This window comes from Kitasatospora misakiensis (assembly GCF_042656005.1).
In the GTDB taxonomy this organism is placed as follows: domain Bacteria; phylum Actinomycetota; class Actinomycetes; order Streptomycetales; family Streptomycetaceae; genus Kitasatospora; species Kitasatospora misakiensis.
Genome location: NZ_JBHSOF010000003.1, coordinates 192,326 through 213,483, shown reverse-complemented (window position 1 = coordinate 213,483; position 21,158 = coordinate 192,326). Strand labels below are relative to the sequence as shown.

Genomic DNA, 21,158 nt, shown 5'->3' with positions numbered 1-21,158 from the left:
CCGTGGCACGGCCCGGCGTACGCCCTCACCCGATGGGGTTGCTGCTCGTACGAACAGCCTTCGATCGGTCGATCACACCACCGGGGCCCCGAGCCCGCCGCCCGCCCGTACACCCCGCACGCCGACAACCACCGCCAGAGCGGCGGCTGGCCCCTCTGACCCACCCCCACCGCCCGCCCGCACGGGAAGTCGGACGGGCCGACTTCCCACACCCGCCGGCACCCCGGCCGTCCGCTCAACCGGCGGACGGCCGCTTTCTGTGGGGGTACCACCGTGTGCATCCGCACTTTCCCGTACTGGAAAGCCGACACCCTTGCGTCCCGGCGGGGCGAGCATGAAGCATCGACCTCGACAACAGATCGAGGAGGAGCAGTGGCTCTGCGTAAACTGTCCGGCGACTCGGACTGCAAGAGCGGCACGTGCCCGACCCTGTGGGGAACGGAGGACGGCACCGACGCCCTCGTGCAGGGTTACGTGGTCACCGACCCTGAACAGCTCGCCCAGATCGACCTCCCCGAGGGCGAGACCGTCGTCCGTGTGCCCATGAACATCCTGGAGGACTACTTCCGTGCTCGACGGAACTGAATTCGGTCGGCTCTTCGCGAGCTTTCAACGCACCGCGTTCCGGCTGGAGACGCTGGACCTCTACGACGTCGAGGAGGAGCAGGAGGAGTTCGCGGCCTTCCTCGCCGGCGAGCCCATGCCGCCAGAGTGGCAAGACAACCCGTGGGTCCGGTCCATGACGGATCTCGGCAAGACGGTGGCCCGCGTCCACGTCCTCACCTCACCGCTGACCGACTACCTGCGGTACGAACTCTCCGCCTACCCCGGGAACATCACGGCGGGCGAGACCATCGGGATCATCGACCGGGCCACCCAGCAGGTGGTCGGGCTGCCGGACCACGACTTCTGGCTGTTCGACGACACCGAGGTCTACCGCATGCACTACACGGCGGATGGCAAGTTCGTCGGCGCCGAGAAGCTCCCCGCCGAGGCCGCCCCTCAGTACCGCCGGTACTCGGAGATCGCCGTCACCCACGCGCTTCCCTTCGCCGAGTACTGGCGGCAGCTTCAGTCTTGAGTGATGCCGCCGAAGACATCGGAAAGGCCCTACGAGCCCTCCGGCAGGCCTCCGGACTCACCGGGGACACCGTGGCTCGTAGGGCCTCCATGTCTGCGGGCAAGCTGAGCAAGATCGAGCATGGCAAGGTGCTCCCGAGCGTCATGGATGTCGATCTCATCCTCACGGCACTCGGCGTGTCGGAAGCGGCGAAGGAGCAGTTCCGCGAACAGGCTCGTGTCGCCGCCACGGAGGAGACCGCGTGGCGGCTCATCCATCGCACGGGGTTCTGGAAGCATCAGCGGGCGATCGAGGCCATCGAGCAGCGAACGGCAGAACTCAGACTCTTCCAGGGGCAGTTGATTCCGGGGCTGCTCCAGACGCCGGAGTACATCTCGGCCGTCTTCGACCTCCTGCCCGAGCTGTCGGAGGAATCACGCATCAGGACGACCGCCGCACGGCTGGCTCGGCAGCAGGCACTCCACGACCGCAGCCGGTCCTTCCACTTCCTGATCTGCGAGCACGTACTCCGTTGGCGGATCTGCGACTCGACGGTCATGGTCGTGCAGCTGGACCGGCTCGTCTCGCTCTCAAGGCTTCCCAACGTGGACATCGGCCTGATCCCTCAGGGGGCTCGGATGCCTGACTTCCCGATGACCTGCTTCAGCCTCCACGACGATCGTTTGGTCATCGTGGAAACCTTCCACTCGGAGATCACCACCCGAGACCCCAAGGATCTCAGAACATATCTGGAGACGTTCGACCGATTCGCAGCTGTCGCCGTCTACGGGGACGCGATGCGAGCCGCAGTCGAAGGCATCCGTGACCTGTACCTGGAAGATCGACGAAGCCGATGAGGGCCACCGGCCACCGCGACTTCTGCGCCCTGTCGCTGCCCTGCCGAAATGGATTCTTTCGGCAACGAGAAAGCCCCTGACGGTCCATCGAGTCCCTCTCTACCTTGAATCTCGCTCGCCGGGGTTCGGCGAGCAGAAGGCGAGGGAGTGCCATGTCCACCGCAGTCTTGCCGGTGTTGGACCGACTGGGCGGTCCAACAAGTCCGTTCGCGTTCCGGTTCCTGAGCCCGGTCGGCGGGGCCGGGGGCGTTCTGCCGGCCGACCTCGTGTACGACCACGTGACGCAGACCTGCACGTACGCGGGCATGCCGCCCGGCGTCTACATGACCAAAGCGCCGCCGAAGACGTACGGGCCGACGCAGCCGTCGGGCGAGATGGACGCGCCGGACGACCCCGGAAGCAGCGACGACTGAGATGCCCGACTCCGGTGCCGTCCTCGTGATCACGGGGGCGTTCGATCCGACCGCCGATCTGGTGGTCGAGGAGCTCAACCGCCGGGCGGTGTCGGTCTTCCGGGCGGACACGGCGTGGTTCCCGTCGAGGCTGGCCGTGACGGCCGGCCTCGACGGTCCGCCGGGGTGGCGCGGGCCGCTCGCCACCGATCACCGCACGCTCGACCTGGCGGCCGTCCGCTCGGTCTACTACCGGCGGCCCACGCCCGCGGAGTTCCCGCCCGAACTCCCGCCGGAGGTCCGTGCGGTGGCGGCCGCCGAAGCCCGGCACGGCTTCGGCGGCCTGCTGTCGGCGCTCCCGGCCCGGTGGCTCCCGCCGCCTGGCCGGGCCGCGGAGGCCGAGTCGAAGCCGCTGCAGCTGAGAGTGGCTGCCGACTGCGGGCTGCGCGTGCCTCGGACGCTGATCACCAACCGGCCCGACGCCGCGAGGGAGTTCGCCAAGCGGATCGGCGGTCCCGTCGTCTACAAGCCGTTCACCCCGATCCGGGGGACGGTCGGCGGCCGGTCGGTGGCGGTCTACGCGAACCTGCTCCGGCCGGAGGACCTCGGACATCCGTCCGTCGCCACCACGGCCCACCTGTTCCAGGAGTGGGTCCCCAAGGCGTACGAGGTCCGGCTGACGGCGGTCGGGCGGCGGCTGTTCGCCACCGAGATCCACGCCGGCTCGGACGCCGCCCGGGTGGACTGGCGCAGCGACTACGACAGCCTCGATTACCGGGTGTGCGAGCCGCCCGTCGAGGTGGCCGCGGCGGTGCACCGCATGCTCGCGCGGCTCGGCCTGCCGTACGGGGCCTTCGACTTCGTCGTGACGCCGGCCGGGGAGTGGGTCTTCCTGGAGGTGAACCCCAACGGGCAGTACGGGTTCGTCGAACAGGCGACGGGGCTGCCGATCACCGCCGCCATCTGCGACTACTTGGAAGGGAGTGCCGGATGACCACCGAGCCGGAGGCGCGGATCCGGTTGGCGCGGGAGATCGAGCGTGGGGGGTCCGCGCTGTCCTCGCGGGTCGTCGAGGCCTTCCTCAATGTGCCGAGGCAGCCCTTCGTGCCCGCGTTCTACCGCTGGGAGGGCGGCGTCCACCGGCCGTGGCGCGGTCTGGACGAGGAGGCTTGGCTGTGGGCGGTCTACGCGGACGAGGCGCTGGTCACCGAGGTGGACGGGGTGCACGTGGAGGACGCGCCGGAGGCGGGGGTGAGCGGGGTGGCGACGTCCTCGTCCACCGCGCCGGGGCTGATGGCGGACATGCTGGACGCCCTCGACGTCCGGCCCGGGGACCGGGTGTTGGAGGTGGGCACGGGCACCGGCTACAACACCGCGCTGCTCTGCCGGCTCGCGGGAGCCGGGGGCGTGACCACGGTCGATCGCACCGGGCGGCTGGTGGAGGCGGCGCGGGAGCGGTTGCGCGGGACGGGGTTCGAGCCGGCCGTCCTGCACGCGGACGGCTCGGACGGCTCCCCGGACGGGTGGCGGTTCGACCGGATCATCGCGACCTGTTCCGTCCGCCGCATCCCGCCGGCCTGGCTGGCCCGGTGCGTGACAGGCGGGGTGATCGTCGCGCCGATCGGCAACGCCCTGGGCGGCGGCGCGGTCGTTCGCCTCACCAAGCTGCCCGACGGCGGCGCGGCGGGCCGGTTCCTGCACCGGCCCGCCGCGTTCATGCCGCTGCGGCCGGACGGCGGCGGCACGGGAACGACGCACGTCACCGCGCCCGGCCCGGGCCGGCGGCGGACGAGCGTGGTCGGTGCCCGCGTCCTGGACGACCACGCCTTCTCCTTCTGGGCCGGGCTGCGCCTGCCCCCGTCCGTCGTCCGGGACGGCGGCACGCTCCACGACCACGCGGACGGCTCGGCCGTCCGCGTGGAGGACCACCCCGGCCGCCCGTCCACGGCGACGGTGGGCGGACCGCGCGACCTCTGGCAACTCGTCGAGACCGCCTGGACCACCTGGCGCCGCCACCACCGCCCCCGCCGCGAGTGGCTCACCATGACCGTCGGCCCCGACGGCGCCCAGACGGTCACCTTCACCGCGCCGGACGGATGGCCGACGTCCTGGACCCTCTGACAGCACCACCCACGGCCGTCCGCCGGCCGCGCAGGAAGCTCCGCGCGCGGCCGGCAGTACGGGGTCCGGACGCTAGATGGTCCGCACCTGCGGCGGGTTGCCGTGGGAGATGGAGACCGTCCCCTGCTGGAACTGGACGTCGCAGCCGCTGGTCAGGAACCCGTTCTCCTTGGTGGCCGAGAAGCTGCCGGTCTGGAAGGAGACCGTCAGGCCCCGCTCCATGCCCACCCACTTCTTGAACTCGTTGATCGCGGAGAAGATCATCCGGTCCGGCAGCGTGACGAACATCCGCGTACCGTCGTGGCTCAGCTTCATCCCGCCCCCGGCGGAGAACATCCCCTGCACCCGCGCCTCGCCGGAGACCCGCGCCTCGACCGTGTGCAGCTCGTTGAGGCTGGCCTTGCCGGCGATGACGGTGCCGAGGTCGTGGCCGCCGTCGCGCAGGACGCGGACGCCCTCGGCGGGGAACTCGATCCAGCCGTCACCGGTACTACGCCCCTGCACCCACTTGGTGTTGACGCCCTCCACGTCGGCCTTGTCGGCGTGGACGGTGCCCCACTCCTGGCCGCCGTCCTTGCGGACGTCGACGCCGTCCTGCGGGAAGCCGATCCAGCCCTTCCCGGTGTCGCGGTCGCCGACCCACCGGGTGTTGATGCCGTTGACGTCCACCTTCTCGGCGGTGAGGGTGCCGAGGTCCTGGTTGCCGTCCTTGTGGAGGGTGGCGCCGGGCTGGGTGAAGTCGAGCCAGCCCTTCCCGGCGTCGCGGCTGCCCGCCCAGGTGGTGTTGACGCCCTCCACGTCGGCCCGGGCGGCGGTGAGGACGCCCAGGTCGCTGTTGGGCCCGTGGTACAGGTTGACGCCGCTGTCCGGGAAGGTGATCCAGCCGGCGTCGTTGCTCCGCCCCTGGACCACCCTGGTCGTCACGTTGTCCACGTCGACCTTCTTCGCCGTCACCGTCCCCGGGTCGCCGGTGGCGGCGGCGACCGTCACCCCGTCCGCGGTGAAGGTGACCCGGCCCCGGTCCGTCGTCCCCTCGATCCACCGGGTGCGCGTCCCGCTCTCGAACTCGGGGATGCGGGCATGGGCGGTCGCGGTGAGGAAGTAGCCCCGCTGCTGCGCCCCGCCGGGCGGCCTGGCGACCAGGGTGAAGGTGGTGCCGCGCCTGAGGTCGGGGGTCGACCAGGTGAAGTCCTGGTGCACCGCCGCGGCTCCCGGCAGCGCCGACTCGCGGTGGAGCTCGGCGCCCGCCCCGTCGAGGATCACGTAGTCGAGGTCGGTGGGCCCGTCCCAGAGGAGCACCAGGGGCTCGCTCGCGTCCCCGTTCACCAGGGAGTGCTCGGCGCGGAAGTTGCGCGGGACCCTCGGCGTCTGCTTCGTCAGCCCGAGGTAGGTGGTGTAGTGGTCCTGCCGCATGGCGAGGTTGGCGTCCCCGCCGCCGGCCCGCTCGCGGATCTCCAGCAGGCTCAGGCCCGCGCCCTCGGCGACCGGGACGTTCTCCAGCTTCAGCACCAGCGCCCCGTGGGCGTCCAGGAGCGCGAACTGCCGCGTGGGCGGCTGCGCTTGGGAGAGCCGCGCCCGGAAGCAGTCGTTGGCGGCGTCCCAGGTGAACTCCAGCGGGTCGTCCCAGGGGTTGTCGTACGTGCGCGTGATGCTCGCGGTGACCGCCGCGGGGGTGTCCGTGAGGTTCGAGGACTGGGTGAGCAGCGGGACGGCCACGTCGATGTAGTCCCACTCGACCTGGGACTGGTGGGTGTTGGAGACGATCAGGTAGACCGTGCCCAGGGACGGCTCGTTCGGGAGGGACGCCGGGAGCGACGTCGGATCCGTGACGATCTGGTAGTTCAGCAAGGACGGCACAGCGCGGACTCCCTACCTCGGTGGTTCACACGACGGTTCACACGACGTGCGCGGACGACGGAACGGGTGCCAACAGGCCTCTTGGGACCTTTCGACGGTAAGCACCGTCCCGTCGTCCGGGAGCCGCGATTCACCGGAGCTGGCCCGAACCGGCCGCCGTCTGTCCGGAATGATTGGGTGAACTCCGGTGGAATTAAAGGGAGTTGATGGAGGTGAGGGGTGGGGTCGCAGGTGCTCAGGAGGCCAGGTGCTCAGGGGTTCAGCGGCTTGGCCATCACGAGCTCGCGCGAGACGCCGTCGGGCAGCAGGTCGCCCGGCTCGCCGGTGTCGGTGAAGCCGGCGCGCTCGTACAGGGCGATGGCGTGCGGATTGTGGGGCATCACGGCGAGGCGCAGGACGGGGATGCCCCGCTCGACGGCCCACCGCTCGATCTCGGCGATCAGCCGGGCGCCGACGCCGTGGCCGCGGGCCTTCGGGCCGACCCACATCGAGATCAGCTCGGCGTGCCCCTCGTCCGGCGCGCCGGTGGCCATCCCGGCGGGCTCGCCGTCGACGAACGCCACCAGGTCGAGGGCGCCCGGGATCTCCAGGCGGGAGCGCCAGCGCTCCTCGCGGTCGCCCTCGCCCTGCCAGTCGGTGAGGCGGGAGCCGAAGGCGTACGGCGCCTCGGCCAGGGCGGCCAGGCGCAGCTCGCGCCAGAGCGGCCAGTCGTCGGAGGTGATTGCACGCAGTTCGATCATGCCCGCGACCATGCCCTGTGATGACCTGCGATGACAAGCGGATTAGCGGGGGGTGTGGGAGGGCCGGTCGCCCCGCTCAGCCCGCGAGCGGCGGGTTGAGACGGGCGAAGGCCTCCTGGCGGCGGTACGGGAAGTAGGGGTACGGCGCGGTGCGGGTGCTCGCCGCGTCCAGGCGGGCGACCTGCTCCGGCGTCAGCTCCCAGCCCACCGCGCCGAGGTTCTGCCGCAGCTGCTCCTCGTTGCGGGCGCCGATGATGACGGAGGAGACGGTGGGGCGGCGCAGCAGCCAGTTGATCGCCACCTGGGGGACGGTGCGGCCGGTCTCCCCGGCGATCTCGTCCAGCGCGTCCACCACGTCGTAGAGCAGCTCCTCCTCCACCGGCGGGCCGTAGTCGGCGGTGTCGTGCAGGCGGCTGCCGGCCGGGATCGGGGTGCCGCGGCGGATCTTCCCGGTGAGGCGGCCCCAGCCGAGCGGGCTCCAGACCAGCGCGCCGACGCCCTGGTCCGCGCCGAGCGGCATCAGCTCCCACTCGTAGTCGCGGCCGACGAGGGAGTAGTAGACCTGGTGGGCGACGTAGCGGGGGCGGGCGTCGCGGTCGGCGGCGGCGAGGGACTTCATCAGTTGCCAGCCGGAGAAGTTGGAGACGCCGGTGTAGCGGACCTTCCCGGCGCGGACCAGCTCGTCCAGGGTGGCGAGCACCTCCTCGACGGGGGTGGCGGCGTCGAAGGCGTGCAACTGGAAGAGGTCGAGGTGGTCGGTGTCGAGGCGGCGCAGGGCGGCGTCGACGGCGGTGACCAGGCGGGCGCGGGAGGTACCGGCGTCGTTGGGGCCGTCGCCGACGGGCAGGCCGGCCTTGGTGGAGATCAGCACCTGGCCGCGGCGGCCCTTGATCGCCTGGCCGAGGACCTCCTCGGATGCGCCGTCGGAGTAGACGTCGGCGGTGTCGAAGAGGGTGACGCCGGCGTCGATGGCGATGTCGAGCAGGCGGCGGGCGTCCTGGGCGTCGGTGGTGCCCCAGGCGCCGAACAGGGGGCCGCGGCCGCCGAAGGTGCCGGTGCCGAGGGAGAGCGCGGGGACCTTGAGGCCGGACGCGCCGAGCTGACGGTACTCCATGGGAGGTTTCCCTTCGCTAACGGGACTCTGGTGCCGTTAAGATGGCTCGACCCTAGCACTGTCGCGCTCGCTAATGGAACAGGAATCCCGTTAATGACCTCACCGGGCACATCGTCGGCTGCATCTGGCATGCAACGACCGGGCGGCCGCACCGCCCGCGTCCGCACCGCCGTCCTCAAGGCCGCCGAGGACGCGCTCGTCGAGCTCGGCTTCGCCGGGCTCGACCTCGGCGACGTCGCCCGCCGCGCGGAGGTCGGCCGCACCACCGTCTACCGGCGCTGGGGCTCGGTCGGCGCCCTGCTCGCCGACCTGCTCACCGACATGGCCGAACAGTCCCTCCCACGCACCCGCACCGGCTCCCTCGCCGAGGACCTCCGCGCCAACGCCCGCCTCGTCCAGGGCACCCTCGCCGACCCCCGCCAGGGCGCCCTGTTCCGCGCCGTCCTCGTCGCCGCCACCTGCGACCCGGCCGCCGCCGAGGCCCTCCACCGCTTCTACCGCGCCCGCGTCGAGGAGTGGGCGCCCTGCGTCACCGAAGCCGTCGCCCGCGGCGAACTCCCCCCCGACACCGACCCCTTCGAAGTCGTCCGCGCCGTCTCCGCCCCCCTCTACTACCGCATGCTCACCACCCCCGACCCCCTCGACGAACCCGCCGCCGACCAAGCCGCCACCGCCGCCCTCACCGCCGCCCGAGCAGGCACCTTCCGCCGCCCCTGAGCGCCAGACGGCCGGGCCGTACAGAAAGTCGACCACCCCGACCTCCTGTGCCCGCAGGGACGGGTATATAGATTTCTGTATAGTCGCTGTCGTGCGGGAACTGTGGCGGCTCGAAATCGAGCCGGAGGTTCGGCAGTGGCTGGAACTGCTTCCCGACGCCCAGTACGACAAGGCCGAGCGCGCCGCCGACATGCTGGCGAGTCGGCCGACCACGCTCGGCGAACCCTATTCCCGGCATCTCGGCGGGAAAGTCCGCGAGCTGCGTTTCACATGGACGGGAGCGCCGTCCGGATCACATACTGGCTGGCGCCCGACCGGCGAATCGTGCTGCTGACGGTGTTCCGGAAGACGCGGCAGCAAGAGGCCGCCGAGGTCGAGCGGGCGCACCAGGCGCAGAAGGAGTGCGAGGCCCGGCACGGTCCCGCCGAGCACGAGTACGACCGGATCGAGGAGGAGAGGCCGTGAACCACAGCGCGTGGAGGACCAGGCGGACCAAGAAGCTCCTGGGTGAGACGGTCGAGGAGTCCGCGGCCTACGTGGAGGCGGGGTACGCGTTCGCGCTCGGGCAGGCGGTGTACGACCGGCGCACCGAGCTCGGACTGTCCCAGGCCGAACTGGCGCGTCGCGCCGGCATGACGCAACCTCAGATCTCGACGATCGAGGGCGGCGATTCGCTGCCGACACTGCCGCTGCTCCGGCGGCTGGCGCGGGCACTGGACGCGGCGCTCACCATCGACCTCGACGGGGACGCCTCCTCCTTCGTCTTCTCCCCGCACGGCGACCGGCCGGAGGACGGCGGCGCGACCGGGGCCGGGCGGTCCGCCGCCTAGCCGTCTAGCGGCCTAGCTGCCGGGGCCGGTGTGTTCGCCCAGGGGGGTGGTGTGTTGTTCGATGAAGGTGCGGGCCTGGTCGGGGGTGAGGGGGTGGGCGAAGAGGTAGCCCTGGCCGAGGGGGCAGCCCATGGCGGCGAGGAGGTCGCGCTGGTCGGGGTGTTCGATGCCCTCGGCGATGACCTGGACGCCTAGGGTGTCGGCGATTCGGGTGATGCCCTCCACCAGGGCGTACTGCTGCTGGGAGAGGCCGAGGCCGTCGATGAAGGACTTGTCGATCTTCAGGATCGAGATCGGGAACTCCCGCAGGTAGGAGAGTGAGGAGTAGCCGGTGCCGAAGTCGTCGATCGCGATGCCGACGCCGAGTTCGCCCAGGGTGTGCATGTCGGTGTGGACGCGGTCGTCGCGGCGCATCAGGACGGACTCGGTGAGCTCCAGGACCAGCGACTCCGCCGGGATGCCGGAGGTGCGGACGGCGCCGCGCACCACGTCGACGAAGCCCGCGTCGCGGAACTGGCGGGCCGAGACGTTGACGTTGACCCGCAGCGGCGGCAGGCCGACGGCGGCGCGGGCGGCGGAGCTGAAGGCGTGCCAGCCGGCCGCCTCCTGGGCGGCGCGCTCCAGCACCCAGGCGCCGAGCGGCACGATCTGGCCGCTCTCCTCCGCCAGGGCGATGAACTCGTCGGGCAGCACCATGCCGCGCCGGTCGTGCGGCCACCGCACCAGCGCTTCGAAGGCGACCAGCGCCCCCGAGGCCAGATCGACGATCGGCTGGTAGTACAGCCGGAACGCGGACTCGGCGATCGCGGTGTCCAGGTTCTCGTTGAGCTCGTGCCGCGCCACCAGGCCCGCCTGCAGGGACGGCTGGTAGTGGCACCACTGCCGCTTGCCCGCCGACTTCGCCGAATAGAGCGCCAGGTCGGCGTGGCTGAGCAGCTCGGTGGCGTCCACGCTGTCCTCCGTCGTCGCCACCCCGATGCTCGCCGACACCCGCACCGCGCCCGCGCTCAGCTTGAACGGCTCGGCGAACGCCGCCAGGACGGCGTCCGCCAGCGCCCCGACGTCGGCCGGCGCCAGCGCGTCCTCCACCAGCACCGCGAACTCGTCGCCGCCCAGCCGGGCCGCCGTGTCCGAGGTGCGCAGCGCCGTGGAGACCCGCAGCGAGACGGCGATCAGCAGCTCGTCCCCGACCGCGTGGCCCTGGGTGTCGTTGACCACCTTGAAGTCGTCCAGGTCGACGAAGAGCACCCCGGTGACGGCGCCGCTGCGCTCGCCGCGGGAGAGCGCGTGGCCCACCCGGTCCAGGAACAGCACCCGGTTCGCCAGGCCGGTCAGCGAGTCGTGGAAGGCGCGGTGGGTGAGCTCGCGCTCCATCTGCCGCTGCTCGGTGACGTCACGCAGGGTGAGCACCAGCCCGGCGACCGTCGGGTCCTCGCGCAGGTCGTTGGCGCGCACCTCGGCCTCGATCGGGGTGCCGTCGGCGCGCAGCAGCCGCCAGTGCTCGCGCTGGGTGTCCAGGCCGGAGCGGCCGGAACGGCCGGCGCGGACGGCGCCGTCCATGCTGCGCATCCGGTCCAGCGCCTTGCCGACGCTCCGGCTGTCCTCGGGCGGGACGAGGTCGGTGATCAGGCTGCCGGTGAGGCTCGGGTAGCCGAGCACGCGCTCGGCCGAGGCGCCCGAGGCGTAGCGGACGGAGTCGTCGTCGTTGAGGATCAGGATGATGTCGCTGGCGCTCTGCACCAGGGTGCGGAAGTAGGCCTCGCTGTCCCGCCGGGTGATCTCCTGGCTCAGCATGACGCGCTCGACCGCGAGGGCGGCCTGGGCGGCGAGGATCTCCAGCGAGCCCCAGAGGCTGGTCAGCTCCTGCTCGGTGCCGGTGACGATGAGCGCGCCGATCAGCGGGTCGCCGGACGGGCGCTCGGCCAGGGTGAGCGGGCAGAGCAGGGCGCTCGGCATGCCGTCCAGCCGGGAGGCGAGGTCAGTGCCGATGTCCTCGACGGGCAGCAGCGTGGTCTCCCGGTAGGCGGCGAGCGCGAGCACCTCGTCGGAGTCGCGTTCGGCGCCGAGGAGGTGCCGGTCGGCGCCGCGTTCGGCGTGTCGGACGTGCAGGACGCCGCCCTCGGTGACGGCGAGCAGCGCGACGTGGCCGGGCTCGGTCGGCATCAGGGTGGAGGCGGAGGCCTGGACGGCGTCGGCGACCTCCTCCACGGTGACGGCCGCGGTGAGCGAGGAGCCGGCCTCGCGCAGCGCGCGCTCCCGGGCGATGGCCTGCCGGCGGGCGCGCACCACGACCGCGAGCCGGGCGAGGACGAGCAGGTAGATGACGGCCGAGAAGGCGCCGATGACGCCGGCGTTGTTGGTGTTCCCGGCGCCGGCCTCGATGATCAGGATGGTCGGCGCGATCAGTGAGGCGGCGGTCAGCAGGGCCAGCCGGCCGGGGCTGAGGTCCGGCTGCTGGCTGGGGATGGGCCTGGTCAGCTCGACCATCGACGGGTGCAGGGCGGCGGCGCCCCAGGCGGTGTAGAAGGCGGCCCAGCCGAGGTCCACGGGCGTGCCGATGTGCCAGTTGCCGTGCAGCACGATCAGCCCGTACAGGATGTCGGAGACCAGTAGGCCGATGGTGCCGGCGGTGAGCAGTTGGAGCGAGCGGCTGACGCCGCCGCGTGGCACGACCAGGCGCAGCAGCAGGGCCAGGACTACGACGTCGCCCAGCGGGTAGGCGATCGAGACGGCCTTCTGGAACCAGTCGAGGTCGGGGTTCCGCGCGTAGGGGAGGATCAGGTAGATCCAGACGAGCAGGGCCAGACCCATGGTGAGGATGAGCGCGTCCAGCAGGCTGGCGCGGTCCTGATGCGCGGTCCGCCAGCGGATGAAGCCCAACACGCCCGCCGCGTACAGCAGGTACTCGGCGAGGTAGAACCCGTCGGCGATGGACGGGAACGGGTTGCCCAGGTGCAGGAACTGCATCTGGATGACCTGGACCACCTCGCCCGCCGTGAAGCTGAGGTTGGCGAGCGCGAGCAGGTACCAGTAGCGCGCGTGGGAGGGGTGGTTGAGGCGGACGCCGACCACGATGGCGGCGACGCCGCCCAGGCCGATGCCCGTCCACCAGATGATCCGCTGGGAGGGATTGGTGTAGTAGATGCCGGTGAACAGCACCATCCACGCCAGGTAACAGGCCATCAGGCGTTGGCGCCGACGTGTCAACGAGCTACCTCCTCCGCGACATCACCCCAGGCACCCGTGGTGACGGGTGATGGGATTTCCGGGCAGGGGCTCGCGAGCGTCAGGGCCGGACCGGGGCGGTCCGGCCGGACGTTCGAAATGGGCCTTGAGTGCGTATAGTCGGAAATGTCGCACCTCCCAGCATTCTGCCGCCACAGCACGAGGTCAAGCCGGTGGACGAAGCAGCAGACAGCGCACGGGGAGCACGCGCCGGAGTGGGCTCCGGACGTCACGCCGTGCTGGTCAACGAGGACGGTCAGTATACGATCTGGCCCGGGGACTTCACGGTTCCGAGTGGGTGGCGGACGGTGTTCGGCCCCGCGCCGCGCGAGGAGTGCCGGCGGTACGTGGAGCGGGAGTGGCGTGCGCCCGGGCTCGGGATGGGGCCCCTCGGGGGGCACTCCGGCGGGGGACGAGGCGGTGGCGGGCGGGCCGGATTCACGCAGACCGTGCACGGGCTGATCCGGACGCGGGCCGCGCACGACCCGGAGACCGTCGCGGTGATCGCCGACGAGGAGACGCTCACCTACCGTGAGCTGGACACCCGCAGTGACCGGCTGGCCGGCATGTTGCGCGGCCTGGGCGTGGGCCCCGAGCGGATCGTCCCGGTCTGCCTGGAGCGCGGCGCCGACCTGGTGACCGCCCTGCTCGGCGTGCTCAAGGCGGGCGGGGCGTTCCTGCCGCTGGACCCGGCGCACCCGCGGCGCCGGCTGGCCCGGCTGGTGGAGGACTGCGGGGCGGACCTGGTCGTCGCGGCGCAGGGGCGGCCGTTCCCGGGGGTGCGGGTGGTGGCGCCGGGGGCGACCGCCGAGGAGCACTCACCCGGGCAGGCCGCTCGTGCTGCTGCCGCCCCCGAAGGGCGAGCCCCCGAGGACCGAGCCCCCGAGGACGTGGCCGGTCCGGACGACCTGGCGTACCTGATCTACACCTCCGGCACCACCGGCACCCCCAAGGGCGTCCCGGTCACCCACCGCTCGCTGGTCTTCACCCTCGACCGGGTGATCCACGCCTACGGGCTCACCCCGCGTGACCGCGTCCTGCAACTCGCCGCGCTCGGCTTCGACACCTCCCTGGAGCAGGTCTTCGCGACCCTGGCCGCCGGTGCCACCCTGGTGCTCGGCGGCGCCCGCACCTGGGCCCCCACCGAGCTGGCCCACCGGATGAGCGAGCTGCGGCTGACCGTCGCCGACCTCACGCCCGCGTACTGGCACCACCTGCTCGGGCTGTTCCCGCCCGGCGGCCCCGCGCCGGAGGGGCTGCGGCTGATCATCGTCGGCGGGGACACCGTGCACGCGGACGACTGCCGGGCGTGTCTGGAGCGGCTGCCGGGCGTCCGGCTGGTCAACGCGTACGGCGTGACCGAGGCGGCCGTCACCTCGACGCTCTGCGAGCTGACGGCGGAGGTACTGGCCCGGGGGGCGCAGCACGCCGCGGCCGGCCACCCGTCCGCCGCGCCGGTGCCGATCGGGCGGCCGCTGCCCGGGGTGCGGGTGCACCTGCTGGACGGCCGGCTCAGCCCCGTGCGGCCCGGCGAGAAGGGCGAGATCCACCTGGGCGGGCCCGGCCTGGCGCGCGGCTACTGGCGGGCGCCCGGACTCACGGCGGAAACGTTCCTGCCCGACCCCTACGCCCCCGTCCCGGGCGAACGCATGTACCGCACCGGCGACGCCGGTCGCTGGCGGGCGGACGGCAACCTGGAGATCCTCGGCCGCTTCGACGACCAGCTGAAGGTCCGCGGCCACCGCGTCGACCCCGCCGAGGTCGAGTCCGTGCTCGCCGCCCACCCCGACGTCCGGCAGGCCCGGGTCGCCACCGACGGCGGCGAGGACGGCACCCGCGTCCTCACCGCCTACTACACGCTCACCGACCGCGCCGCCTCCGGCGCCCGCGCCCGGCGCGGCCGGATCCGCGCCTACCTGACCGAACGGCTGCCGGACTTCATGGTCCCGGCCGACTTCGTGCTCCTCGACACCATGCCGCTCACCCCGGCCGGCAAGATCGACCGCCGCCGCCTGCCCGACGCCCGGCCGCAGCTGCAACGGCGGGACGGCCTGGGGGCGCCCGGGGACGGCGACCGCGCCGCCCGGAACGGCGCGCCGGTCCGGTCCGGCGGGCCCGCAGGTGCGGCCGGCGTCGCTTCCGACGGGGCCTCCGCCACCGCCTCCGCCAACGGCTCCGCCGTCGAGGCGGGCGTCGCCCAGTTGTGGTCCGAACTCCTCGGCGTCGAGGAGGTCGGACCGGACGACGACTTCTTCGACCTCGGCGGCAACTCCCTGCTCGCCATGGAGATGCTCGCCCGCGCCCGGATCATGTTCGGCATCGACGTCACCCGGATCCGCTTCCTCACCCGCTCACTGCTGCGCGACGCCACCCTGAGCGCCTTCGCCGCCGCCACCCTCGCCGCCCGCACCGCCGGCTCCACCCGCCCGGGCGGCCCCGCCCGGCCCGGACAGCCCGGCCGCGACGGCCAGTCCGGCCGTGACGGCGCCGGCGAGACCGCCGTCGACTGGGCCGCCGAAGCCCGCCTCGCCACCCCCGTCCGGCAGTCCTGGAGCCCCGCGCCCTCCCGGGCCGAACCCACCGAGATCCTGCTCACCGGCGCCACCGGCTTCTGCGGCGCCCACCTGCTCGACGCCCTCCTGCACACCACCACCGCCCGCATCCACTGCCTGGTCCGCGCCCCCGACGAGGAACACGCCCTGGAACGCCTCCGCGCCGCCCAACAGCGCTTCCTCCGCCACGACCTGGCCGACCGCCGCGTCGTCCCGCTCGTCGGCGACCTCGCCGAACCCCTCCTCGGCCTCAGCCAGCAGCGCTTCGAGCACCTGGCCGGCAGCCTGGACGCCATCCACCACCTCGGCGGCCAGGTCAACTTCATCTACCCGTACCACCAGCTGCGCGGCGCCAACGTCGACGGCACCCGCGAGATCGTCCGGCTCGCCGGACATTCCCGCGGCATCCCCGTCCACTACCTGTCCACCCTCGCCGTGCTGGCCGGCTTCGGCCCGGCGGGCGTCGGCGAGGTCACCGAACGGACCCCGCTCGCCCACCCCGACCGGCTCGCCGTCGGCTACGTCGAGAGCAAGTGGGTCGCCGAACAGCTCCTCCACCATGCCGCGGAGGCCGGGCTGCCGGTCACCGTGCTGCGCACCAACGACGTCACCGGCGACCTGCGCACCGGCGTGATGAACACCGGCACCGAGATCTGCGCCCTGATCAAGTACCTCGCGGAGAGCGGGAGTTGTCCGGACGTCCGGCTGCCGCTCGACTTCGTCCCGGCGGACCGGTTCAGTCGCGCGATCTGCCACATCGTCGCCCACGCGCCCGCCATCGGCGAGGTGTACCACCTGACCTCGCCGCGCCCGGCCGGCCTCCCCGACCTCGCCGAACGGCTCCGCGCCCGCGGCCACCCCGTCGACGAAGTCCCGTACGAGCAGTGGGTGCAGGGACTCGTCCGGTTCGCCGCCGGCCACCCCACCCACCCGATGACCCCGTTCGTGCCGCTCTTCGTCGACCGGGTACCCGGCACCGAACTGTCCATCAGCGAGATGTACTTCCGCCCCACCTTCCCGCTCTTCGACCGGGCCAACACCGAACACGCCCTCACCGGCAGCGGGTTGGTGCTGCCCGCCGTCGACGACGGCCTGCTGGACTTCTACCTCGACCGGCTGACCGCGGAGGGCTTCCTCTCACCGCCGCTCGACAGCCTGCCGCTGGGGGCGGTGCGATGACCGCCGCCGCACCCGAGGAGGTCTTCGCGGCGGTGGACGTCGCGCGCGCCCCCGCCGACGGGCCGGCGGCGTTCGGCGGGGACCTCGCACCGGGCACCCTGCTCGCCGCCTACCGGCACGGGCTGTTCCCGCTCCCGGCCGCCGACGACTACGCGAGCGCCTTCAACGAGGCCCGCCACGAGGAGGCGGTGCTGGCCGGCCGGATCACCCTGCTGCCCGGGTCCGGGTCCGGGTCCGGGTCCGGGTCCGGGACAGGGACAGGGACCGACGACGCGGACCCGTACGCGCTCGCCTGGTGGTCGCCCGACCCGCGCCCGGTGCTCGCCGCCGACGGCGTGCGGCTCGGCCGCAAACTCTCCCGCATGCTGCGCAACCGCCTGGAGTGGTGGACCACCGCCGACACGGCCTTCGAGGAGGTGCTCGCCGCCTGCGCCGAGGGTCGCCAACCTCCTTGGCTCACCGCCGACTTGCGGGAGGCGCTGGTCGGGCTGCACCGGCTGGGCGCGGCCCACAGCGCCGAGGTGTGGGAGGGCGGGGAACTGGTCGGCGGGGTGTTCGGGGTCGCGGCCGGGCCGGTGCTCAGCCTGGACTCGATGTTCCACCGCCGCCCGGACGCCGCCCGGGTCGCCGTCGCCGACCTCGCCGCCCGTTTCGACGCCGCCGGCGGCCGGCTGCTCGACGCCCAGTGGGACTCGCCGCACGTCCGCTCGCTCGGCGCCACCCCGCAGCCCCGGGCCCGTTACCTCGCGGCGCTCACCGACGGGGCCGGCGGGGCCGCCGAGCCGGTGCGGCCGCTGGACACCGCCCGGCTCCCGGCCGCCCGGCTCGCCCCCGAGAAGCCCCGGCCGCCGTTCCCCCCGGGGCACGGGCACGGGCACGGGCACGGACACCGGCATCCGTACCGGAACGCCCGCGGCGACTGAAGGCGGGACGGTCGGGTCGGTTGTTTCAGGCTGCGCGGAGGTGGGCACGGTGGCGGGCATGCTGTCCGTCGTGGTCGCCCCCTGGGGCCGGGAACCGGTGTACGAGCGGGGCGGGGACGAGCCGCACGACGCCGCGAGCACGATGAAGGTCGCCGTCCTGGCCGCGCTGCACCGCGGCGGCGCGGACCTCGGCGAGCCGGTGCCGGTGGTGAACGCCTTCGCATCGCGGGCGGGCGGGGAGTTCGCCAACGATCCGGACTGGGACAGCGACCCCGTCCCCTGGTCGCTGCTCGGCCGGACCGCGCCGCTGGGACTGCTCGCCGAACGGATGATCACCCACTCGTCCAACCTCGCCACCAACCTCTGCCTCGCCCGGGCCGGCCACGAGGCCGTCGCCGAGGTCTGGCGGCGCGCGGGCGCCACCCGCAGCGCCAGCCCCCGGGGCATCGAGGACCACCGGGCGCGGGACGCGGGCCACCAGAACCGGGTGACGGCGCGCGACCTCGTCCGGCTGCTCCAGTCCCTGGACGGCGAGCCGGAGGTCCTCGCGCTGCTGGAACGCAACGCCTTCCGGGTCGACCTCGCGGCCGGGCTGCCGCCGGGGACCAGGGTCGCGTTCAAGAACGGCTGGTTCCCCGGCGTACGGCACTGCGTGGGCCTGGTGCGACCGGACGACTGCCCGCCGTACCTGCTGGCCGTCTGCTACACCGGCCCGCTCGCCTCGGGCGCGGACGAGGCGGCGGCGGACCCGGCGGCCCGGCTGGTCGCCCGGATCTCGGCCGCGGTCTGGGCGCGCCGGCACGCGATCACGCGGACCGCTGCGGGGGCGGGCGGCTGACAGCTGACAATTGTCAGCCGCCGCCCGTCCCGCCCGTCCCGCCCCTCCGTCAGTACGGCTGGGCCAGGGCGTGCGCCGCACCCGGGATGCCGACCTTCAGCAGTTCGTCCTCCTCCGGGGTGAGCAGCGCCTTGGCCTCCTGGTTGCCGGTGGACATCACCACGCCCTGCACCTCGGGCGAACGTGGCAGCGTGACACGCCAGTTGGCGAAGCCGGTGTACTCCGGCGGGTACTTGTCGCCGTAGAGCCGCTTGCGCAGTGGCGAGCCGATGCCGTCGAAGCCGACCACCAGGTCGTAGCGGGCGCTGCTGCCGTCGCTCAGGGTCACCGCCGCCGTGGACGAGGACGCGCAGGGGTGGGGTCATGACGGGAGCACTCCAAGCGGTGGCGGGAGAGACGGGGTGGAAGGGCGGCTCAGTGGACCGGCACGCCGGCCGACAGCTCCATGAGGTGGTCGACCAGCGCGAGCAGCAGCTCCCGCCCGAACGCCCGCACCCGGACGTCCCCGATCAGCATCGGCACCTGCGGGTCGAGGTCCAGGGCGGTCCGGATCTCCTCAGCCGTGCGGGTGTTGTGGCCGTGGAAGCAGTTGATCGCCACCACGAACGGGATGCCCCGGCTCTCGAAGAAGTCGATCGAGGCGAAGCTGGTGTCCAGCCGGCGGGTGTCGGCGATCACGATGCCGCCGAGCGCGCCGTTCACCAGGTCGTTCCACATGAACCAGAAGCGTTCCTGGCCGGGCGTGCCGAACAGGTAGACCACCAGCTCCGGGCTGACGGTGATCCGCCCGAAGTCCAGGGCGACGGTGGTGGTCTCCTTCTGGTCCACCCCGGCCAGGTCGTCCACGCCCTCGCTGGCCCGGGTCAGGTACTCCTCGGTGCGCAGCGGGGCGACCTCGCTCACCGTGCCGACCAGGGTGGTCTTGCCGACCCCGAAGCCCCCGGCGATGAGGATCTTCACGGCCGCGGGGGAGGCGGGTGAGGCGGGGGAGGAGGGGAGCGGTGCGGATGGTGCCATGGTTCAGAGCCTCCGGAGTCCTTCGCGTACGGCCGTCAGCAGCCCGAGGTCCAGGCCGCCGTCCCCGGCGGCCCGGGCCACCGAGATCGGGGCCCGGGCCAACAGCAGTCCCTGGGCGATGAGGTCGCCCAGGAGGATCTTGGTGACCGACACCGGCAGGTTGAGCCCGGCGGCGACCTCGGCGACGGCGGCCGGCCGGCGGCACCGTTCGAGGATCAGCCGGTGCTCGGGCTGGAGCCCGTGCGGACCGGACGACCGGGTGGCCAGCAGCGGGTCCGCGAGCTCCTCCACCGTGGTCATCAGCGTGATCAGGGTGAGGTCGTCGCGTTCCGGCGCCGTCCGGCCGCGGGTGATGGTGTAGGGGCGCACCATCGTGCCCGCGCCGTCGTCCTCGTCCTCGTCCTCGTCGGGCAGCTCGCTCCAGTGCGGCCTCACCGGGTAATCACCGGTTCCTGGCGCCGAAGGCGTCGAACTCGCTGCGGACCGGCGTGCTCAGCTTCTGGCCGACCTGCTGGACGAGCTGGTGCATGGCGACCGACATCACCTCGGCGTCCACCTCCTGGTCGGCGACCACCGCCAGGTGGGTGCCCTGGGCGGCGGCGATGACGAACAGCCAGACCTCGGCCAGCTCGACGATCACCTGGTGGACGGGGCCGCCGTCGAAGAGCTGGCCGATGCCCCGGGCGAGGCTCTGCTGGCCGGTGGCGACGGCGGCCAGCCGCTCGGCGTCGGTGCGGTCGATGGTGCGGGAGTGGCTGACCACCAGGCCGTCGTCGGAGAGCAGCACGGCGCTTCTCGTCCCGGGCACCGTGTCGACGAGTCCGTCCAGCAGCCAGTCGAGGTCCTGGTGGGTGGCGATGGTGCGGTTCATGACTGCTCTTCCGTCCTCGTGGTTCGGGGGTCCGCGGCCGGGAGGGCCCAGGGGGCGGGACCCGGAGTGGGAGTCGGGGTTCCGGCGGTGGCCGTGGGGGCGGCCGGGCCGGACGGGGGGATGGTGCCGCGGCCCGGCGGCAGGGCGCCTGCGGCGGGGCCGCCGCCGGCGGACGGGTCCGTGGCGGGCGCGGTGGGGAGGCCGCGGGCGGCCCGGGACTGGCGCTGGAAGGCGCCGACCGTGGAGCCCGAGCGGCGCGGCGGCCGCTGGAAGGGCCCCGCCGCTCCGCTGGGGGCGGCGGCCGGTCCCGTGCCGTCGCCGCTTCCGGCACCGGCACCGGTCCCGGTGTACGGGGTGCGGGGCGGCGGCGGGACGCGCAGTTCGGCGGCCAGGCTGGCCTGCCGGACCCGCTGCGGCAGCGGCGGCTGGGAACCGGCCGCCGTGGTCGGTACGCCGGCGGGGGCGGCGGCCTCGGCGGTGGCGGGCCCGGGGACCGGGTGCCCGGACTGCTCGTCGCGCTGCCGGCGCTCGGCCAGGTGGTAGTGGTCGGCGGGCCGGTACTGCTCGTCGGCGTACGGGGCCTCGGCGGGCATCACGGTCGCGTAGGCGATGTCCGGGTAGGCGGGCTCGTCGTAGCCGGAGGGACCAGGCTGCGGCGCGTGGGCGGCGGCGTACGGCGCCCCGTCGTAGCCGTAGCCGTAGGCGCCTCCGTCGTGCGGCGGGCGCCCGGCGGCGGGCGAACCGTGCTCGACCGGTCGGCCGGGTTCGGCGGCCGGGTGCGGGTAGCCGTCCACCCCGACGTGCGGGAAACCGCCGTCGTGCTGGGGGAAGCCGCCGAGGGTCGGGATGCCGCCGTCGTGCTGGG

General features: G+C 73.1%; 18 protein-coding genes and 4 pseudogenes. 13 read left to right on the top strand and 9 right to left on the bottom strand.

The window, feature by feature from the left end:
• Positions 1-372: 372 nt before the first annotated feature.
• The 6 genes from ACFP3U_RS04770 (at position 373) to ACFP3U_RS04745 (ending at position 4,430) form a co-directional block, all read left to right on the top strand.
• Complete coding sequence (locus ACFP3U_RS04770) at positions 373-585, top strand: hypothetical protein (RefSeq protein ID WP_380223886.1); 213 nt, start codon at positions 373-375, stop codon at positions 583-585.
• A complete protein-coding gene (locus ACFP3U_RS04765; RefSeq protein ID WP_380223885.1) occupies positions 569-1,081 on the top strand; it encodes a DUF6879 family protein in 513 nt (170 codons plus the stop codon). Before ACFP3U_RS04770 ends, ACFP3U_RS04765 begins: the two co-directional genes overlap by 17 nt.
• Complete coding sequence (locus tag ACFP3U_RS04760) at positions 1,078-1,917, top strand: helix-turn-helix domain-containing protein (protein ID WP_380223884.1); 840 nt, start codon at positions 1,078-1,080, stop codon at positions 1,915-1,917. Before ACFP3U_RS04765 ends, ACFP3U_RS04760 begins: the two co-directional genes overlap by 4 nt.
• 152 nt (positions 1,918-2,069) lie before the next feature.
• Complete coding sequence (locus ACFP3U_RS04755) at positions 2,070-2,330, top strand: hypothetical protein (RefSeq protein ID WP_380223883.1); 261 nt, start codon at positions 2,070-2,072, stop codon at positions 2,328-2,330.
• 1 nt (position 2,331) lies between these two features.
• Positions 2,332-3,303 (top strand): ATP-grasp ribosomal peptide maturase, encoded by a 972-nt coding sequence (gene tgmB, locus ACFP3U_RS04750; RefSeq protein WP_380223882.1) that lies wholly within the window; start codon positions 2,332-2,334, stop codon positions 3,301-3,303.
• Positions 3,300-4,430: a methyltransferase domain-containing protein gene (locus tag ACFP3U_RS04745; protein WP_380223881.1), complete on the top strand. Its 1,131-nt coding sequence runs from the start codon at positions 3,300-3,302 to the stop codon at positions 4,428-4,430. The genes tgmB and ACFP3U_RS04745 overlap by 4 nt, the downstream gene beginning before the upstream one ends.
• A gap of 72 nt (positions 4,431-4,502) precedes the next feature.
• Here ACFP3U_RS04745 and ACFP3U_RS04740 read toward each other — a convergent pair whose 3' ends face one another.
• The 3 genes from ACFP3U_RS04740 to ACFP3U_RS04730 all read right to left on the bottom strand — a co-directional run bounded on the left by ACFP3U_RS04740 (position 4,503) and on the right by ACFP3U_RS04730 (position 8,141).
• Entirely contained in the window at positions 4,503-6,287 is a 1,785-nt protein-coding gene (locus tag ACFP3U_RS04740; protein WP_380223880.1) for a hypothetical protein, read from the bottom strand.
• Positions 6,288-6,538: 251 nt separating this feature from the next.
• Complete coding sequence (locus ACFP3U_RS04735; RefSeq protein ID WP_380223879.1) at positions 6,539-7,027, bottom strand: GNAT family N-acetyltransferase; 489 nt, start codon at positions 7,025-7,027, stop codon at positions 6,539-6,541.
• A 76-nt stretch (positions 7,028-7,103) separates the two neighbouring features.
• Positions 7,104-8,141: an aldo/keto reductase gene (locus ACFP3U_RS04730; protein WP_380223878.1), complete on the bottom strand. Its 1,038-nt coding sequence runs from the start codon at positions 8,139-8,141 to the stop codon at positions 7,104-7,106.
• 129 nt (positions 8,142-8,270) lie between these two features.
• Between ACFP3U_RS04730 and ACFP3U_RS04725 the strand changes: the two genes are divergently transcribed.
• The 3 genes and pseudogenes from ACFP3U_RS04725 (at position 8,271) to ACFP3U_RS04715 (ending at position 9,688) form a co-directional block, all read left to right on the top strand.
• Positions 8,271-8,858, top strand: a complete 588-nt coding sequence (locus ACFP3U_RS04725; protein ID WP_380223877.1) for a TetR/AcrR family transcriptional regulator — start codon at positions 8,271-8,273, stop codon at positions 8,856-8,858.
• A gap of 91 nt (positions 8,859-8,949) precedes the next feature.
• Positions 8,950-9,323, top strand: a pseudogene (locus ACFP3U_RS04720) (type II toxin-antitoxin system RelE/ParE family toxin).
• Positions 9,320-9,688, top strand: a complete 369-nt coding sequence (locus ACFP3U_RS04715; RefSeq protein ID WP_380223876.1) for a helix-turn-helix domain-containing protein — start codon at positions 9,320-9,322, stop codon at positions 9,686-9,688. Before ACFP3U_RS04720 ends, ACFP3U_RS04715 begins: the two are co-directional and overlap by 4 nt.
• Before the next feature lie 12 nt (positions 9,689-9,700).
• Here the strand turns inward: ACFP3U_RS04715 and ACFP3U_RS04710 are convergent, their stop codons facing one another.
• A complete protein-coding gene (locus ACFP3U_RS04710; RefSeq protein ID WP_380223875.1) occupies positions 9,701-12,895 on the bottom strand; it encodes a putative bifunctional diguanylate cyclase/phosphodiesterase in 3,195 nt (1,064 codons plus the stop codon).
• Between the two features lie 128 nt (positions 12,896-13,023).
• On the opposite strand from ACFP3U_RS04710, the pseudogene ACFP3U_RS04705 reads away from it, so the two are divergent.
• The 4 genes and pseudogenes from ACFP3U_RS04705 to ACFP3U_RS04690 all read left to right on the top strand — a co-directional run.
• Positions 13,024-13,254, top strand: a pseudogene (locus ACFP3U_RS04705) (MbtH family NRPS accessory protein); the annotation flags it as partial.
• A gap of 108 nt (positions 13,255-13,362) precedes the next feature.
• Positions 13,363-16,644: a non-ribosomal peptide synthetase gene (locus ACFP3U_RS04700; RefSeq protein WP_380223966.1), complete on the top strand. Its 3,282-nt coding sequence runs from the start codon at positions 13,363-13,365 to the stop codon at positions 16,642-16,644.
• Positions 16,641-17,567, top strand: a complete 927-nt coding sequence (locus ACFP3U_RS04695) for a leucyl/phenylalanyl-tRNA--protein transferase (protein ID WP_380223874.1) — start codon at positions 16,641-16,643, stop codon at positions 17,565-17,567. Before ACFP3U_RS04700 ends, ACFP3U_RS04695 begins: the two co-directional genes overlap by 4 nt.
• A 58-nt stretch (positions 17,568-17,625) precedes the next feature.
• Complete coding sequence (locus tag ACFP3U_RS04690; RefSeq protein WP_380223873.1) at positions 17,626-18,405, top strand: serine hydrolase; 780 nt, start codon at positions 17,626-17,628, stop codon at positions 18,403-18,405.
• 88 nt (positions 18,406-18,493) lie between these two features.
• Here ACFP3U_RS04690 and ACFP3U_RS04685 read toward each other — a convergent pair.
• From ACFP3U_RS04685 to ACFP3U_RS04665, 5 genes and pseudogenes are all read right to left on the bottom strand, one after another.
• A pseudogene (locus ACFP3U_RS04685) lies at positions 18,494-18,733 on the bottom strand (FAD-dependent monooxygenase); the annotation flags it as partial.
• A gap of 86 nt (positions 18,734-18,819) precedes the next feature.
• Positions 18,820-19,422, bottom strand: a complete 603-nt coding sequence (locus ACFP3U_RS04680; protein WP_380223872.1) for a GTP-binding protein — start codon at positions 19,420-19,422, stop codon at positions 18,820-18,822.
• A 3-nt stretch (positions 19,423-19,425) separates the two neighbouring features.
• A complete protein-coding gene (locus ACFP3U_RS04675) occupies positions 19,426-19,857 on the bottom strand; it encodes a DUF742 domain-containing protein (protein ID WP_380223871.1) in 432 nt (143 codons plus the stop codon).
• Between the two features lie 7 nt (positions 19,858-19,864).
• On the bottom strand, positions 19,865-20,293 hold the full coding sequence (locus ACFP3U_RS04670) for a roadblock/LC7 domain-containing protein (protein ID WP_380223870.1): 429 nt from the start codon (positions 20,291-20,293) through the stop codon (positions 19,865-19,867).
• Positions 20,290-21,158: pseudogene (locus ACFP3U_RS04665) on the bottom strand (hypothetical protein); the annotation flags it as partial. The pseudogene ACFP3U_RS04665 and the gene ACFP3U_RS04670, both read right to left, overlap by 4 nt.

Excerpts from the sequence above, each read along its gene's own strand:
- ACFP3U_RS04730 (WP_380223878.1), bottom strand. The coding sequence starts at position 8,141 with ATGGAGTACCGTCAGCTCGGCGCGTCCGGCCTCAAGGTCCCCGCGCTC.
- tgmB (WP_380223882.1), top strand. The coding sequence starts at position 2,332 with ATGCCCGACTCCGGTGCCGTCCTCGTGATCACGGGGGCGTTCGATCCG.
- ACFP3U_RS04745 (WP_380223881.1), top strand. The coding sequence starts at position 3,300 with ATGACCACCGAGCCGGAGGCGCGGATCCGGTTGGCGCGGGAGATCGAG.
- ACFP3U_RS04725 (WP_380223877.1), top strand. The coding sequence starts at position 8,271 with ATGCAACGACCGGGCGGCCGCACCGCCCGCGTCCGCACCGCCGTCCTC.
- ACFP3U_RS04680 (WP_380223872.1), bottom strand. The coding sequence starts at position 19,422 with ATGGCACCATCCGCACCGCTCCCCTCCTCCCCCGCCTCACCCGCCTCC.
- ACFP3U_RS04755 (WP_380223883.1), top strand. The coding sequence starts at position 2,070 with ATGTCCACCGCAGTCTTGCCGGTGTTGGACCGACTGGGCGGTCCAACA.
- ACFP3U_RS04670 (WP_380223870.1), bottom strand. The coding sequence starts at position 20,293 with ATGAACCGCACCATCGCCACCCACCAGGACCTCGACTGGCTGCTGGAC.
- ACFP3U_RS04735 (WP_380223879.1), bottom strand. The coding sequence starts at position 7,027 with ATGATCGAACTGCGTGCAATCACCTCCGACGACTGGCCGCTCTGGCGC.
- ACFP3U_RS04690 (WP_380223873.1), top strand. The coding sequence starts at position 17,626 with ATGCTGTCCGTCGTGGTCGCCCCCTGGGGCCGGGAACCGGTGTACGAG.
- ACFP3U_RS04695 (WP_380223874.1), top strand. The coding sequence starts at position 16,641 with ATGACCGCCGCCGCACCCGAGGAGGTCTTCGCGGCGGTGGACGTCGCG.